General features: G+C 34.7%; 9 protein-coding genes. All 9 read right to left on the reverse strand.

The annotated features are described in order from the left end of the window. Window positions 1-82: 82 nt before the first annotated feature. Window positions 83-2,125 (reverse strand): protein-disulfide reductase DsbD family protein, encoded by a 2,043-nt coding sequence (locus SOM12_RS02145; RefSeq protein ID WP_320492223.1) that lies wholly within the window; start codon window positions 2,123-2,125, stop codon window positions 83-85. Between the two features lie 145 nt (window positions 2,126-2,270). Further along, on the reverse strand, window positions 2,271-5,087 hold the full coding sequence (locus SOM12_RS02150) for a M16 family metallopeptidase (protein ID WP_320492224.1): 2,817 nt from the start codon (window positions 5,085-5,087) through the stop codon (window positions 2,271-2,273). Window positions 5,088-5,098: 11 nt separating this feature from the next. Continuing rightward, the gene (locus tag SOM12_RS02155) at window positions 5,099-6,481 is read right to left on the reverse strand and encodes a TlpA disulfide reductase family protein (protein ID WP_320492225.1); all 1,383 of its coding nucleotides are present in this window, start codon (window positions 6,479-6,481) and stop codon (window positions 5,099-5,101) included. Window positions 6,482-6,507: 26 nt separating this feature from the next. After that, the gene (locus tag SOM12_RS02160) at window positions 6,508-7,980 is read right to left on the reverse strand and encodes a retropepsin-like aspartic protease (protein ID WP_320492226.1); all 1,473 of its coding nucleotides are present in this window, start codon (window positions 7,978-7,980) and stop codon (window positions 6,508-6,510) included. 6 nt (window positions 7,981-7,986) lie between these two features. Continuing rightward, complete coding sequence (locus SOM12_RS02165; RefSeq protein ID WP_320492227.1) at window positions 7,987-8,856, reverse strand: thioredoxin family protein; 870 nt, start codon at window positions 8,854-8,856, stop codon at window positions 7,987-7,989. A gap of 82 nt (window positions 8,857-8,938) precedes the next feature. Next, the gene (locus tag SOM12_RS02170; RefSeq protein ID WP_320492228.1) at window positions 8,939-10,429 is read right to left on the reverse strand and encodes a PKD-like family lipoprotein; all 1,491 of its coding nucleotides are present in this window, start codon (window positions 10,427-10,429) and stop codon (window positions 8,939-8,941) included. Window positions 10,430-10,459: 30 nt separating this feature from the next. Further along, window positions 10,460-11,227: a DUF4843 domain-containing protein gene (locus SOM12_RS02175; protein ID WP_320492229.1), complete on the reverse strand. Its 768-nt coding sequence runs from the start codon at window positions 11,225-11,227 to the stop codon at window positions 10,460-10,462. Between the two features lie 11 nt (window positions 11,228-11,238). Then, window positions 11,239-12,687 (reverse strand): RagB/SusD family nutrient uptake outer membrane protein, encoded by a 1,449-nt coding sequence (locus SOM12_RS02180; protein ID WP_320492230.1) that lies wholly within the window; start codon window positions 12,685-12,687, stop codon window positions 11,239-11,241. A 10-nt stretch (window positions 12,688-12,697) separates the two neighbouring features. Continuing rightward, complete coding sequence (locus SOM12_RS02185) at window positions 12,698-16,075, reverse strand: SusC/RagA family TonB-linked outer membrane protein (protein ID WP_320492231.1); 3,378 nt, start codon at window positions 16,073-16,075, stop codon at window positions 12,698-12,700. Window positions 16,076-16,091: the final 16 nt, after the last annotated feature.

Genomic DNA, 16,091 nt, shown 5'->3' on the forward strand with positions numbered 1-16,091 from the left:
TAGGACAAAAAAGGGAATAGCTCGTAAACTATTCCCTTTTTGATTAACAACATAATTATAAATAAAGTACAAATCCTGAACTTTAGCTTTTCTCAAAATTAGAAACCCCTTTTTTAAGCCAGTTCAAATATTCTTCGATATCTGGATTATAAGCAGACGTTTCATTTAGCGTTTCTCCATTATGATCTACCAAAACATAAAATGGTTGCGCATTGGTTTTGTAAGTCAGTGTTTGAAATTCGCTCCATTTCTGACCTATATATTTTAATTTTTTTCCTGTCAGTTTAGAGGTAATCTGTTCGTGCGGATTTAGTTCTCGTTTATCGTCTACATAAAGTGAAATTAAAACCAAATCGCCTTTTAAAATCTTCTGTACTTTTTCATCAGACCAAACATTGTCCTCCATTTTACGGCAATTTACGCACGCGTGGCCTGTGAAATCTATCATAACTGGTTTTCCGATCTTTTTGGCATATTGCATTCCTAAATCATAGTCCGTAAAAGCCATAATGTTATGCGGACCAAGCTCTGCTCCTTCTGGCAGATTTTGCGTTATTTCTTTTGAACTGGAATTATTTAATCCTTTTGGAATTTCGCTGTAATGCATTGGTGGAGGAAAACCGCTGATCATTTTAAGTGGTGCGCCCCAAATACCGGGAATTAAATAAATGGTAAAAGCCAAAACCAAAACCCCTAATCCTAATCTTCCAACGCTTATATTTGAAACCGGACTGTCATGCGGCAACTGAATTTTTCCGAACAAATAAAAAGCCAGCGTTCCAAAAATGGCAATCCAAATTGCTAGAAAAGTTTCTCTTTCCAACCAATGCAATTGCAGAACCAAATCGGCATTGGAAAGGAATTTGAAAGCAAGAGCCATTTCTAAAAATCCCAAAAATACTTTTACAGAATTTAACCATCCTCCCGATTTTGGAAGCGAATTAAGCCAACCCGGAAAAGCCGCAAATAAAGTAAAGGGCAAAGCCAAAGCCAGAGAAAAACCAAACATTCCGACAAATGGCGCAATTCCGCCTCGCGAAGCAGCTTCGACCAATAAAGTACCAACAATTGGACCCGTACAAGAAAAGGAAACAATTGCTAGAGCCAAAGCCATAAACAATATTCCTACGATTCCGCCTCTATCGGCTTGCGAATCGACTTTGTTTGCCCATGCATTGGGAAGCATGATTTCGAATGCTCCTAAAAATGAAAATGCAAAAATCATTAAAAGCACAAAAAATACAAGATTAAACCAGACATTTGTAGAAAGCGCATTAAGCGAATCTGCTCCAAAAGCCCAAGTTACAACAGCTCCCAAAAAGATATAAATGGCAATAATCGCGATTCCGTAAAAAACGGCTTTTCGTATTCCCTGCGATTTAGTTTTACTCTGTTTGGTAAAAAAACTCACCGTCATCGGGATCATCGGAAAAACGCAAGGTGTTAGCAAGGCCGCAAATCCAGAGAAAAATGATAATAAAAAAATCGTCCACAAACTTCTTGATTCTGTTTTTGGTTCTCTTTTTCTAATTTCTTTTTGAGGTGTTTTTGTTATTTCTGCAGCAAGAACTTCTTCTGTTTTTTCTTTTATTTCGGTAACCGAAGAATCTATTTCAACAGCTTTAGCTTCTGTTTTAGCTGCCGTTTCTATTAAAGTTTTCGCTTTCGCGGAAGGACTCATGACAAACTCCAATTCGTCTGAACTTGGAGGAAGACAGTTTTCATCATTACAAACCATAAATTCAACTTCAGCCTTGATTTTAAAAGGTTTAGATGAAAGTATTTTAACACGCTGTTTAAAAGTAGTCTCTTTTTCAAAAAACTTAATCTGCATTTTGAAAACAGGATCATTAACCGTTTTTCCTTTTTCTTCTTTTACAGCATCAATTAACTGAAAATCTGCGCTTTTTATAAAATTAAAACGCGTTGGAATCGGTCCTCCGTCTGCAACTTCCTGGCTGTACAAATGCCAGCCTGACTCTATAATGGCTTTTGCCTGCAATTCGTATTCAGTATCAGAAATCTTCTCGACACTGGTTTTCCATTTTATGGGATTGTATATCTGAGCCTTTACGAATATGGAAAACAGCAGGAAAAAGCCCAGTAAAAAAATATTCTTTTTCATGGGGTAAAATCTTTAGAAAGAGGGTTGAATAGCAAAAAACAACCCTCTAAGTAATCCGCTATACAAACTAAATTGCTTACTAATTCAAAATAACTATTTGATAGGGAAATACAAATTAAACTCTAGTAAATAAAAAGGGGTCAGATTATTTTAATGGTTTAAAAACTACTTCATAAGAATCTGCTTTGTTCAAAAATGAATTAGCAAATTCCTGAATGTCTTTGGCTGTGATGCTTTTTACAATATCAACATAATTTTTAGGGTCATTCATATCGTAAACATTCTCAAAATAATTATAAATCAAGTTCATGCTATAACTATTGAAGTTTTTGCTGTCTTCTCTAGATTTCAAATAGTTTGTTCTTGTTTTTTCAATGTCTTCAGCAGCGATTTCTCCTTTTTTGATTTTATCAATTTCCTGATACACAATTGGCAGTAAATGTTCCACTTTATCAGCATCGCAATCAAAATTAATCTGAAGATTTGCTTTTGAAATTGGAAGTTTATCAATAGTTCCTCTTACTTGTGCACCGTAAGTTCCGCCTTCTTTTTCACGAAGACTTTCAGTATAACGCAAAGTCAGCACATCGCTTAAATACGAAACCAAGATTCTGTTTCTTTGAGAAAAAGCAACATCTTTTAAAAAGGCAATACGAACAGAACTTTTTGGTGTTTCCATTTTGATAAAAACGTCTCTATCAATTTTATTTGATGTCCATTTCGGAAAGTCTGTTTTAAACTTTTCTTTACGTTTAATTCCGTTTATACTCGCAATATATTTTTCTAACAAAGGTTTTAAAACTTCTGGCGTAACATCTCCAGCAATATAAAATTCAAAGTTTGAAACATCTGCAAAACGATCCAAATAGAAAGCTTTCATTTTATCAAAAGATAAACCGTCGATATATTTTTGATTCAATGGCTGTATTCTTGGGTTGTTTTTCCCATAAACGACATCTGTTAAACTGTCTCCCATTTTTGCATTGATATCATTTGCTCTGTTTTTAAGCGAATTTTCTAATCTTTGCTTCATAAGTGCATACATCTGATTATCAAATCTTGGCTGCACAAAACGCAAATGAACCAATTGCATCATTGTTTCGAGATCTTTTGCATTTGCCCATGCCGTAACTGTCTCTTTCAATGAGCCTACATCTACAGAAGAGCCAGCAATTTTTCCTTTTAAAACTTTTGTCAAATCAACATTTGACAACTCACCCACCCCAGACATTAGTGCTAATTCGGTTGCGCGACTAACTGATGGTAAATCTTGAGGTTCGTACAAAGAAGATCCTCCAAAACTTTCACCTTTCAGATCTACTTGCTTCTTGTTTTTATCGGCAAATTTATAATGCACTTTTACGCCATTGCTCAATACAAAAGTGGTAGCATCAATCGCTGTTTCTTTTTTCTCTGAAACAATTTTTCCTGAATTGATTTTCAGGTTTCCTAAAAGAGTTTTTCCTTCAAAAGTATCCACATAAGGCTGTAACGAAGCATCGTTTTCGGCTTTCTGAATAATATCAAAAGCTTTTTCCTGAGTTAAATTATTCTCGTTTTCTACACCTGTAACCGCTACAACACGATTTTGTGCTGTATATAATTTTCTGATTTGCTCTTGAAGAATTTTAGTGTCAACATTTTTCAAAATGCTTTTTACCATTTCAAATTCAGCTTTAGGATCGGCAATAACTTCGTGATTTAGATAATCATCTTTCACCATTCCAATAACATCCTTATGCGAAATCTCATTTAGTTTTTCTAAATAATTTTCGTAACCCGAAATGTTTTCTGCAACAGCCCTTTCAATTTCTCCTTTAGAAAAACCAAATTTGTAAGCTCTAACCCATTCATTCATGATCATTGCAAAAGCTTCGGCTTGTTTTTCTGGTTTTGGAGAAACGCTCAAAATCCAGATATCATTTAAACGGGAAAAATTTTGGTATCCAATTGAGGCACTTTTAAATGGGCATTCTTGTTTCTGCGCCATTTCTGTCAGACGATTATTTAGGATAGAAAAAGCAAGACTTCTTTGAGTAGATTTTTCTAATTCGGCATAAGTATTAGTTGATTTTTCAGCCGTATGACGAATCATATAACTAATATTTGAAGCCGAAATTTCTTTGTCTAAAGCCAATTTAAAAGTTGGTTCTACTCTTTCTGGAATGGCAATTTCAAAACGTTTTTTAGGATTTACTGGAGTTGGAATATCTGCAAAAAGTTTTTTGATTTTGGCTTCAATTTCGTCTGCGTTAATATCTCCAACAATTGCGATTGCTTGCAAATCTGGACGGTACCAGTCTTTATAAAAATCTTTTAAAACTTGATATTTAAAGTTTTTAACGATTTCCATATCACCAATCGGCATGCGGTCTGCATAAAGCGAATTGTTGTAATAATAAGGCGCCAACTGATTGTAGATTCTCGCTCTAGCATTTTGTCGCGTACGCCATTCTTCGGTAATTACACCACGTTCGGCATCGATTTCTTCATTCGTCAGAGATAAAAAATTAGACCAGTCGTGCAAAACCAGTAAACAGGTATCTACTACTCCGCCATCTTTTGACGGAATATTATCTAAGTTGTAAACGGTTTCGTCTGTGCTTGTGTACGCATTAATGTTTTTTCCGAAAACCGCCCCTTGTTTTTGAAGCGTGTTCAAGATTCCTTTTCCTTCAAAATTTTTGGTTCCGTTAAACGCCATATGTTCCAAGAAATGCGCTAAACCTTTCTGCTGGTCGTTTTCTAAAATTGAACCAACATTCTGAATAATATAATAACTTGCCGTATTTTTATTAACATCTGTCGGATAAATATAATACGTCATTCCGTTTGGCAGCACTCCTTTTTTAATTTTTTGGTTGACTGCAATTGGGTCGCTTGATTTAAAGTTTTGCGCTTGCGCGAAAGTCAAACCTCCAATAAAAAGGAGTAAAACTGATATTTTTTTGCTGTATTTCATAAAGCTATTAATTAACCTTTCAATAATTTATCCAGTTGCACTCGCAACTCTGGATTTGAAGGACGAAGTGCATCTGCATTGATAATGTTTCCTTTTGTATCAAACAATAAAAATCTCGGAATGGCATTTACATCATAATTTTTTGCCACATCAGAACCAAAATCTTTATCGGCCATTAACTGGATACCTTTTAATTGTTCTTTTGTAACGTAATCTTTCCATTTTTGAGCATCTTTTGGTTTATCTAACGAAAGACTTACAAAAACAATATTTTTTCCGTGATAATCTTCTTCGATTTTTTTCATGTGAGGAATCTCTGCTTTACAAGGTCCGCACCAAGTTGCCCATAAATCGATGTAAACAAATTTACCTTTAAAATCTGAAAACGAAACCGCTTTATCGTTAATGTCTTTATATGTAAAATCTAATCCTTTCTGACCAACGTTTTTATGCAATACTTTTTCATATTCTAACAAAAATGCTTTGCTATTATCAGAAATCATAAACGGTTTTATGCTTGGTGCGATTTTTTCGTATTCTTCAATTTTCATTCTTGAATTTGCAACTGCATCACGTAAATAAACATCTTTTAAAGCAGGATCTGTAATATGGGTAATTGCTTCAGTTAAATCTAAACGTTTTGGCGCATCACCAGAATTCATAGTTACATAAAAGAAATAATTTGACATTAAAGAAACGCCGTTTTGCAATTTTAGTAAATCTGGATCTGTAAACTTTTTGTCTGTCTGCCATGTTTTGATTACTGCTGGACGATCGTCTTTGTCTGGAAATGCTGTTCTTGGCATTCTAAAAAAAGTATAAGTCAATTCTTCAACATCTGTTGCAACGGCCAATTTTAATAACTTATTAAAGTTAGCATCTTTCGTTTTTATTGATTTCGAAAATTCTTCTGCTTTGGCCACACCTTTATCAATGAAGGGATAAAATTCTACATAGGTTTCATTTCCTCCCAATCTTGCGAAAGGCGCAAAATCGTTGTAGATTTCATTTGCTTTTTGTACCAAAGCGTTCTGTCCGACATTCTTCCCGCTCAAAACATAATTCGTTTTATTGATTGCAAGATTGATATCTAATTTTGGTTCTAAATACAAACGGATTAATTGGTTTCTACTTTTAAATTGTCCGTAATCGATATAATAAAAGCCAGCAGCTGAAACTGGTGTCATAAAGCCGAATTCCCCCAGCGAATTAACTTTTGCGGTAGCGGCAACGGCTGGCTTTCCTTCTTCGACACTATAAAGCGTAACTTCTTTTGCCTTGAAATCTGGAATTGAAATTGTCCCTCTGATTACTGCATATTCTGAAAGGTTTGTAGCAAAACTCATTTGAACCGTGATAAAGGTCAAAATGAAATAAAAAATGTGTTTTTTCATTGTTTCTTTGTTTTTGGATTGATATTTTAAATTGAAATTCGCATCGATTGATCGCCTTGTTCTATAATAAAGTCTTTACTTTCTTTGGTTTCTTTCAGCTTTTTAAGATTTTCAGAATTCAATAAATCCTTGGCTTCATAGTCATTGATTTGTGTGACTTTGGCGCCAACTTTCACTTTCTTCAAATCTTCATTTTCCTGATTGATAATTCTTTTTACAATAAGATTTTGGTTTTCGTCAAAATCTAATTCCAGTCCGCTTAAATAGAAAGATGGTATTTTTTTGAAATTTTTATTGGGTTCGAGATAAGCGGTTTTATGCAACAAATCGATTGTAAAATTGAAACGTTTTATTAAATCGATTCCGAGAGAACCATCGGCATAAGCCCAGTTTTTATTGGCTTCTTCGTATTCCTGCAAAGCAATTGTTACGTTTGAAAAATTATTCCCATTTATAGCAACATTTGGAATGGCTCCTCCCACAATTTTAGTTTGTTTTCCCAGACTGTAATTCACAGACGTATACTCGGTTTTTAAGCTCGCCTCTAGATTATTTTTATGATTGAAAGGTCCATAAGCAATTAAATCATAACCTGCTCCAGTATCAAAAGTGAAACTGCCTTCGACTGTTTTCTTATCTTCAAAAGTCAGATTCATTTTTACTACTGGAAGTCCCGATTTATAATCAAAAACCAATGGCTTTGCTTTTCCCCAATATTTAAAATTTCCAAAATTGTACAAGTCAATCGTCATGGTATCAAAATTGACAGAAGTGATAAAATTGCGAAGCAAATTGGCGCCAAATAATCCGTCGTAAACGCCATGTTTCGGAAAAATAACCAAGCCTTGATTCTTGAGAACCTGATCGCCAATATAAATCGTATTATCTGCCGAATACTGCACTTGCTGACTTCCGCCAACTACAGATGCCGATTTACTTTTGGTAACTACAACTCCCGCTTTGTATGCACTGTCTGGATTGAGCGCCATTCCGTCTGCACCCGTATCAAAAAGCATTAAAAACTCACGATCGGCTTTATTTAGTTTTATTTTAATGGCGATTCCGTTTTCGATAATTTCAAATGGAATGCTTGCTACTTCTTTTACTTGCGCGTGTCGATCCACTTTATATAAACCATCGAAAAAAGTCACGTATAGCATTTTATTTTCTGAATTGAAAACAATTTGAGACGGCTTTTTTTCTTTTCCATTAAAACAGAAATCTACCAAGACAAAAGTTTCATTTTTAATCGCCACAGATTTTCCAATCTTAATTGAGTCTAAAGCTGGAAATGCTTTAAAAATACCATTCAGATAAAATTCGTTTGAAGAAGAATCTCCAACGCCAACTGTAAATTGTGGCGCCAGAAGATCTTTCATTTCTTGATAACTTTTGTTCTGAAAGGCTTTTTCGAAAGTTTTAATAGATTTCTGAATGTTATTTTGAGCATAAATTGTACAGCCAAAAATCAATATTAAAAGCAGGATTATCTTTTTCATTTCGGTTTACTTTTGTGCCGTATTTGGTTTCACTACCACTTTTTCTACTCCGAAATCTTTCAATAAAATACCTGAATATTTTGCAAATTCTTCTGGTGTGTAAAGTTCTTTCGAATCATTTACTAATTCTGTAAATCCTTTCAAATCATTCTTTTTTTCGAACTCTTTTTTCTTACGTTGTAATATGGTAAATACATGGCTGTTAACGCTCCATTTTCCGTAATCTGTTGCTAATTTTTTACTGGCAAAAAGAAATGGATCGTCATATTGTTTCCCTACTCTTAATCCAGTAATAATTACAAAAGAAACCTCTCCAGAAGCGGCTGCAGATTTCAAATACGTATCGATAACCTCAAATGGTACGTTTCTTTTTCCATCTAAATACGCTTGTTTGTAAAAATCTGGATACTCTTTTTCTTGAATTTCTGGACTGTACTTTTTGAAGATTCCTTTTTTGGCCGCTTCTTTCGCGTTTTGAAGCAAGGCAGTAAATTCCTCTACGTTTTGAAAACCACCCGCAATATCAATTACTTTTCCGTCTGCATTCAGGAACAGAAAAGTCGGAAATCCGGTAACGCCATATTTCATGCATAGCTTTTTACCAATTTCTTCTTTTAAAATATCCGATTTGAACGTTACAAAATCGGCATTTAAAACTGCAGCAACTTTTGGATCTGGAAATACTTCTTTGTCCATTTGTGCACACGGCATACAGCCTGTGAAATACAAGTCGACAAAAATCAATTTTTTCTCTGTTTTAGCCTGTTTTTTAGCTTGTTCCCAACTTTCTTGAGTGGATTGCGCTTGTGCTTTTAAGGCAATAGATGGACAGGCAAGCAGCAAAACTGCGCTTGCGATTTTAATAAATCGTTTCATAAAATGTGGTTTTTAGAAACCGAATGAAGAATGAGATTTATACTTCATTCGGTTTTATTTTTAGATTTTTAACTTCCTATCATTATCGAACACGATAAGTAACATCGACAATTTTGCATAAGCCTGAATAACTGCTTTCTAAAATTAAATTACCATTTACAGGAGGTACGGTATACAATTCTAATTTTCCTGTTGTGCTGTAAGAACCCACAATTAATTTGCTGATAATCTCCTTTTTCCCTCTTTTGCTGAAACCTATGTAGGTAATTTCTTCATTTCCTTTATCTAACATTAATTTTGCAGATTGCGTTCCGCTGTCATATTCATACACTTTGTTTCCAACAGTATAAAATAAATAACCAGCATCTGGACTTACGGCAAATTTTGTGGCTTTATCTAAATCGGGCGCATTCAGCATCTCTTTATAATAGGTCTGCACGGCACTTGTATTAAAACGAAGCAGATAGAATTTGCCTGTAGAAATGTTCTTTAATACTGCAAAACTTTCATTTAAATTGAAATTTGATGTAGTCATAAAAATCAGCTCGCAGTTGGGATTATTCCAATCCAATGTTGTTGGAGAAGCTGTAACCGGAGGCATTGCCGAACAATTTCCTTTTGAAGAACTATAACGTAGAAAACGATGTTTTTCAGCATCAAAAAAGACAGGAGTTCCTGTTCCCGTGGTTTCTGCGATAAAAGGAGCTGCATAGAAAGTTTTAGTTTCAAGATCTACTTTATTTTGGGGCAATCCATATCTAATTTGTACGGCTCTATTATAATAATAAATATCACCATCCTTATACAGGTAATTTTCTGATCCTCCAGGACATTTCATAAAATCTACTGCAAAATTGGTTGGAAAATTTCCTCCAATTGTTTCGTATGCAATATTCATGGTCTGATTCCATTCAAAAGAATCGGGTTCTAATCTTGCTGTTCCAGATTCTGATGCTGTTACATAAATTCCATAAATGATACTTCCTGACAAAGGCCCGCTAAAAGTTTCTACATCTACAGCTTTTCCTTTTAATTTCAATGCAGACCCAGCGGCATCTAGCACATCGTTTATAATACGCGGCTGTGGAATTCCTGGAATTACAGAAACCATATCCAATCGAGCTTTTCCGTCTACATCTCCCACAACCAGCCATCCTTCATAAATAGAAGAAACTACATTTAAGGTAATAATGGGCTGCTGCCAGTTGATTCCCGTTACTTTATCCTTGATAAAATAATAAAGACTATATTTTGCCGGCGGTAATTTTAAAATCCCATCCAAATTTTTTGTAGTCGCAATAGTTGTCCTTGCCTCGTCAACCAATTTTAAAGGATTTACCGCAACCCATTTATATTCATATCGGTCAGGATCTTTGCCATCATCTAAAGTTGGATTTAATTCGGGTGCAATCTTAAAATAATCTCCCGTATAAACCGTATATTCTTCTTGTATTCCTGTTACATTAAATTCATTGATCTTCTCATAATTGTAATTTCCTTCATCGCTTACACATCCGTATGCCAAAAAGAGGAGCGCTATTATGGCTGTCTGTATTTTTATATTTTTAAACATCGCTTTATATTTTTAAATTAAAGAATGGTTTTAAGGAAAAAACATTTCTTTTCCGTCTTCCTCATAAATAGTATTGCCATTGGCTTTCTGATCGGCCAGATAACGTTTCATAAAACTTCCATAATACAAGACTTCAGGTATTGAAAGCCCTGGTGCAGTTGTAGGCAGGTTAAACATTTCTGGCTCCAGATTCATCAAATCACACATCAAAAAGAGTTTTTTAGCGGTAAATACTCCAAATGTTCCAGGTTGCCAACTTATTGGTTGCGTAAGCTTGTCTGTAAAAGTCAACTTAAAACGTGTATAGTGAATCTTTTTCTGTGTCAAAACATTTGTTATTCTGTCCTTCATATTGACAGTAAAAAATTCGTTTTCTTCCAGATTCAAAACTAATGTTACGGCCTTATCCTTTAAATCTAAAGTTCTGTGAACGATTACGGGAATAGAATCTTTTTCTCTACCAGCGTGCAGAACAATATTTTCGGGCAAAGAAAAATGTGTGCCTAAAACTGCGGTACTTGAAGGATCTACCGAAACTTTAATTTGACGGTCAACATCACTTACAGTTCCTTGAACTTGTACGGGAATGCTATAAATTCTTTCGGTAATAGTAGCTTTATCAAAACTAAAACTGAATCCCGTACTGTCTATAAGCGGTGCGTTGTTGTATGCTGGAAATACAGCAAGCGGAAAATAAATGTTATTGGTAGCTTTATAAGTTTCAATTTCTTCTTTATCGCAAGATGTTAAGCCAAACAGAGAAAAAAGAAGAATGCTTAAAATCAATATTTTTTTCATGATTACTTTTTTTAGTTTTGAAAATTAACTTCCGATTCTGGTAATGGCACTACATATTTAACGGCATTCATGGTAACATTTCCTGAAGAAGCAGAACCATTTGGAATTGCAGTCGAATTGATTCTTTTGTAGTAGAAAAACAATTGTCCTTCGCCTATAAATTCTTTTCTGTACTCTTTTGTAATTTCTGTAGCCAATACTGCAGTTGCAGCTAAATTGGTCAAACCTCTATTAAATCGCAGTGTGTTCAAGAAAGCAATACCATCGGCTGGCACGGGTGCCGTTTCTGCTGCAATAAGATATAGTTCTGATAGTTTGAACATCGGAATCTGAAGACGGAAAAGTTTAGTTTTGTCTGTTACATCTTCATACTTAAAAAATGTCTTCTGGGTTTTTCCTCCCGTAATTGGAATTTTCCAACTCGGCAAACTTCTATAATCATTATCATTAGACTCAAAAACAGCATTTATTCTGCTCAGCATTGGCGCATAAATATTAAACTCGTCTAAACTAGAATCAAAAAGTGCTTTTTGTTTGGTATACAAAGTATAATCGCTAAGCGCAAAGAAATTCTCAGTAGAAAAAATACGATCTGGATTGGAAGTGTTTGTCGCTTCTAAAAATGGAGTCCAATAAATAAAAGACTGTGTTTTTACAAAATTTATAATTTCAGTTGCCAGAGCAAAAGCTCCAGTTTTATCTCCAGCGTATAAAAGAACTCTCGCTTTTAAACATTTTACCGCCAGTATATTCATTCTTTGTCCGCGGTTTACGGAATAATACGGATTGCCATCAAACGCTGTCGATCCCGTGATTTTTCCTGTAGTTAATATCGGATCATTTGCTAAAAGCGCTATTGCTGCATCTAAATCGGCAGTAATTTTTGCAATAACATCTTGAGCGGGCAAAATCGGGTTATTGGATGTTACGGCAGCATCATAATAAGGTATTGACGGATCTCCAGGTGCTATTTTGTAAATTGGACCGTACAATCTTAACATATCAAAATGCAGCATAGCACGAATAGCAATAGCTTCTCCTTTTAAAAGATTTGCTTTCTCAGCTGAAATAATCTCAGGATGTTCATCAATACTTTCTAAAAATTTATTTGCAGATAAAACTGTTGTAAAAGCGCTTTCCCAAATGCCGGCGAAAGTATTTTTTGGAAGTGTTTCAGCGTACGAATAACTTGCTATTTTCGCTTTAACATGTGTTCCAGTCATATTATACTGCTGTCCTAAAATTTCTACCGCATCCATGGTAAGCTGTCTGCCGTAAAGATTATTTACAGCCAGCTGAAGATAAAGTCCGTTATGCACATTTTGCATACCCGCTTCAGAGCTATATGCCTGATCTTCTAATATTTTATCTTGTGGCACAACATCCAAAAAATCACTGCAGCTTATTGCAACAAAAGAAGCAAGCAAAAGGAATGTAATTTTATATAAATACTTATTCATAATTTCTTTATTAAAATGATAAATTAAGACTCAAAGAATATATTCTTGAGAAAGGATAATCGATACCACGTTCTGCTTTTATGGTTGAAACACGGAAGAATTCGTTTGCAAAAACATTAAATCCTAAAGCAGTTAATCCGTTTCTTTTTAACCAAGCTCTATCTGTTAATCTGTAGCCTAATCGAATAGATTCTCCAGAGATGTAATCATCTTTTTGGATAAAACGGGATGAGATTGGGGTATTATTGGTTAGTCCGATCGCTTTAAATTGTGCCATCTGACCAGGAGTTGTCCAACGGTCTGTAAAAGCTCTCACATCTTGATTATCAAAAATATTATCTCTTGATATATTTTCTACTTTGTTGTACAAGGCAGAGTTAAATCTTTCTGCACCAAAACTATAGCGCACAAACAATCCAAAACTAAAACCTTTGTAGTTTAAGTTTGTAGAAACTACTCCTGTAGCCGTTTCTCTAGAATTTCCCATTACTACTTCATCTTTTTTATCCAAAATAAAAGTAGTCTGACCATCTTTCTTTAAGAAAATTTCTCTTCCGGTTGCTGGGTCAATTCCTAATGAAGGTACAGCCCAAAGGTCATTGCTGCTTGCTCCATCATAATATCTCGTTAAACTGGTTGTTTTTTGTGCCTCAGAATTTAAAGAAGCCAATGCATTACCAAAACCTCCAAGTTCATTATCTCCTGTCGTTCCCATTAAACCTATTCCCCAAACAAAATTTCTGCTCAAATCATAGATAAAATTGTAGTTCATTTTTAACTCTAATCCCTGAGTAGTTAAATACCCAACATTTAAAGGATAACCGTTAAGTCCTGTTGAAGCTGCAAGATCGATCGCTACAATCTGTGGAGACGTTTTACGTTTGTAAGCTCCTAGAGTCATCGAAAATCTGTTTCTAAACATAGCCAGATCTAACCCTAAAGACAAATCCTTGGTTCTTTGCGCTTCTAAATTTGGGTTTGCAATTTGAGAGACTCCTAATCCAGGACCAAAAACGTTGGTATTTGGGTTATAAGCATATACATCATAAGAAGCAAAACCCACTAAGTTTTGATTTCCGGTCTGACCGATATTGGCACGAATTTTAAAAATATTGACAATATCTTCATTCATTCTAAACTCATTGTTCAAATTCCATCCAAAACCAATTCCCCAATAAGGCGAATATTTTTTATTGGTTCCAAAATTGGTCGCTCCTGAAATTGTCTGAGTAAAATCGAATAAAAATCTGCGGTCGTAAGCATAGTTAATTTGGTTAGTCAAATCGACACTTCTAATTAATTCGGTATAAATTTCTGGCTTTCCATTTGGCTCATATCCAAAAGCAAATGAAGGATTGCCAGGAACTCCAAGAGGAAATCCTCTTAAAAATGATTTATAAGAATTGTTTTTTGTCTCTAAAGCCGAAGCTCTAATCGTATAGTTAAAAGAATGAAAGTTCTTAAAAACATTTGAGTACGTTGCACCAAGATTTGCATTCCATTTATCGGTAATGGCATCATACCTGTTATACGTTCCTTTTTCTGTCGCAATGTTATTTACAAAACGAGTATCGTCTGGAGAAACAAAAACGACATTGTAGTTATCCAATCTTGAAACAGATAGAGCTCCAGTTGCCTTGATATGCGAGTTTACATCATAATTAATAGCGAAGTTATTCGTAAAATTAAAGTCTTTTCCTTTGTTATAACTTCCTAAAAAGACATTGTAAAGCGGATTAGCAGGATGGTTTACAATGGTTTGCAAACTAGTTAATGGCAATGACGAACCATCCATATAACGTGTTATCACTCCATTTTCGTTATACTTTGGATAATACGGACTTGCTTTTGCCCAAGTTTCAAATGAACCGTATGGAGATTCCTGATTCGTTCCTCCAGAAACAAAAAACTGGTTGTTAAGACTTAATTTGTTTTTTCTGTAAGTCAAAGTTGTATTATAACCCCAAGTATCGTGCTCAGAACCTTTCATTGTTCCTGTTAGTGTTTTGTAATTTCCAGCAATGTTAAATCTAAACTCATCAGAACCTCCGCCAAAATTCAAACTGTGTCCAGAAGTAATCCCCATCTGTATCGGTTCGTTTAACCAATACGTATCTACACCGCTGCGTACTGCAGCCAGACGTCTGTTATATTCTTTATCCCAAGTTAATGGAGTAGATTCGGCAGTTCCATCCTTAACAATGAATGCGCCTGAAAGTCTTTCAAATTCTAATTTTTGCGCTGCATTCATTAAATGATAAACACTTAAGTCTGCTAATTCATAAGAAGAATTATACACATAATTAAACTGCAGTTTTCCAGGAAGAGGTTTATTGGTTTCAATAACCACAACTCCATTTGCAGATCGAGAACCGTACAATGCAGTTGAAGCCGCATCTTTTAATAAAGTGATGCTTGCAATTCTATTAATATCCAAATCGACAACTTGCTGTAAAGTAGTTGGAAATCCGTCCAGAATAAACAAAGGCTGATTTGGATCATCTCTAAACTGACTGTCAACCTGATTGGCCGTTAAACTTGTCTGTCCTCTCACCTCGATTGTTGGCAGAATATTTGGGTTTGAACCTGCAATATTATTATTGACCACAATAAAAGACGGATCTAATGATTTTAAAGCCTGAACTGCATTTTGCGTAGAAATCTGTCTTAATTCCTCACCTCTAAAAACAGTAACTGCACCCGTAATTAATTCTTTCTTACGCACCGTAACCCCTGTATTTACAACAACGCCAACAAGTTCTTTAGTTTCTTGAGCTAGTGTGATATTGATTACTTTTCTTTTGTTTATCTCCACTACCTGCGCTTTGTGCCCGATATAGGTAAACAAAATTTGCCCATCTTCTGGTGCACTAATTGTATATTTTCCGTCAAAATCGGTCTGCACAGCAACATTTGTACCTCTTACTTTAATGTTAACTCCTGGCAGTGGCTCTTTGGCTTCATTGGTAACTGTTCCTTTAATTTCGATTATTTTAGATTGAACGACAACTTTCTCTGCTTTTCTTTCTTTTACAATAATCGTATTTCCAGCAGAAAAACTAAAATCAAAATCTTTATCAGAGAAACTGGCTTCCAATAAATCATTGACCTTAATTTTTCCTTTTTTCAAATGTACTTTAGGCAATTTTTTAAATAAATCTTCCTGATAAATGAAAGTATAATTGGTCTGTTTTGTAATGATGTCAAAAACTTCGTCAACAGATACTGTTTTATCAGCTGTAATTACAACTTTCGTGTTTTGTGAAAATAGATTTACGGGAGAAAAACCAAAAATTGTAGTACAAAACAAGAAGATAAAAGTTCTCATAATGTTAATAATTAGCCTGTTTCTAAAATAGAAATAGGCACTGGTTAATTTAAATTTCATAAATTTACATGTTAAT

The sequence above is a fragment of the Flavobacterium sp. CFBP9031 genome, assembly GCF_034044945.1.
Lineage (GTDB): Bacteria > Bacteroidota > Bacteroidia > Flavobacteriales > Flavobacteriaceae > Flavobacterium.

Bases quoted from the DNA above. Each gene is read 5' to 3' on its own strand.
- SOM12_RS02185 (WP_320492231.1), bottom strand. From the start codon at position 16,075: ATGAAATTTAAATTAACCAGTGCCTATTTCTATTTTAGAAACAGGCTA.
- SOM12_RS02165 (WP_320492227.1), bottom strand. From the start codon at position 8,856: ATGAAACGATTTATTAAAATCGCAAGCGCAGTTTTGCTGCTTGCCTGT.
- SOM12_RS02145 (WP_320492223.1), bottom strand. From the start codon at position 2,125: ATGAAAAAGAATATTTTTTTACTGGGCTTTTTCCTGCTGTTTTCCATA.
- SOM12_RS02170 (WP_320492228.1), bottom strand. From the start codon at position 10,429: ATGTTTAAAAATATAAAAATACAGACAGCCATAATAGCGCTCCTCTTT.
- SOM12_RS02175 (WP_320492229.1), bottom strand. From the start codon at position 11,227: ATGAAAAAAATATTGATTTTAAGCATTCTTCTTTTTTCTCTGTTTGGC.
- SOM12_RS02180 (WP_320492230.1), bottom strand. From the start codon at position 12,687: ATGAATAAGTATTTATATAAAATTACATTCCTTTTGCTTGCTTCTTTT.
- SOM12_RS02155 (WP_320492225.1), bottom strand. From the start codon at position 6,481: ATGAAAAAACACATTTTTTATTTCATTTTGACCTTTATCACGGTTCAA.
- SOM12_RS02160 (WP_320492226.1), bottom strand. From the start codon at position 7,980: ATGAAAAAGATAATCCTGCTTTTAATATTGATTTTTGGCTGTACAATT.
- SOM12_RS02150 (WP_320492224.1), bottom strand. From the start codon at position 5,087: ATGAAATACAGCAAAAAAATATCAGTTTTACTCCTTTTTATTGGAGGT.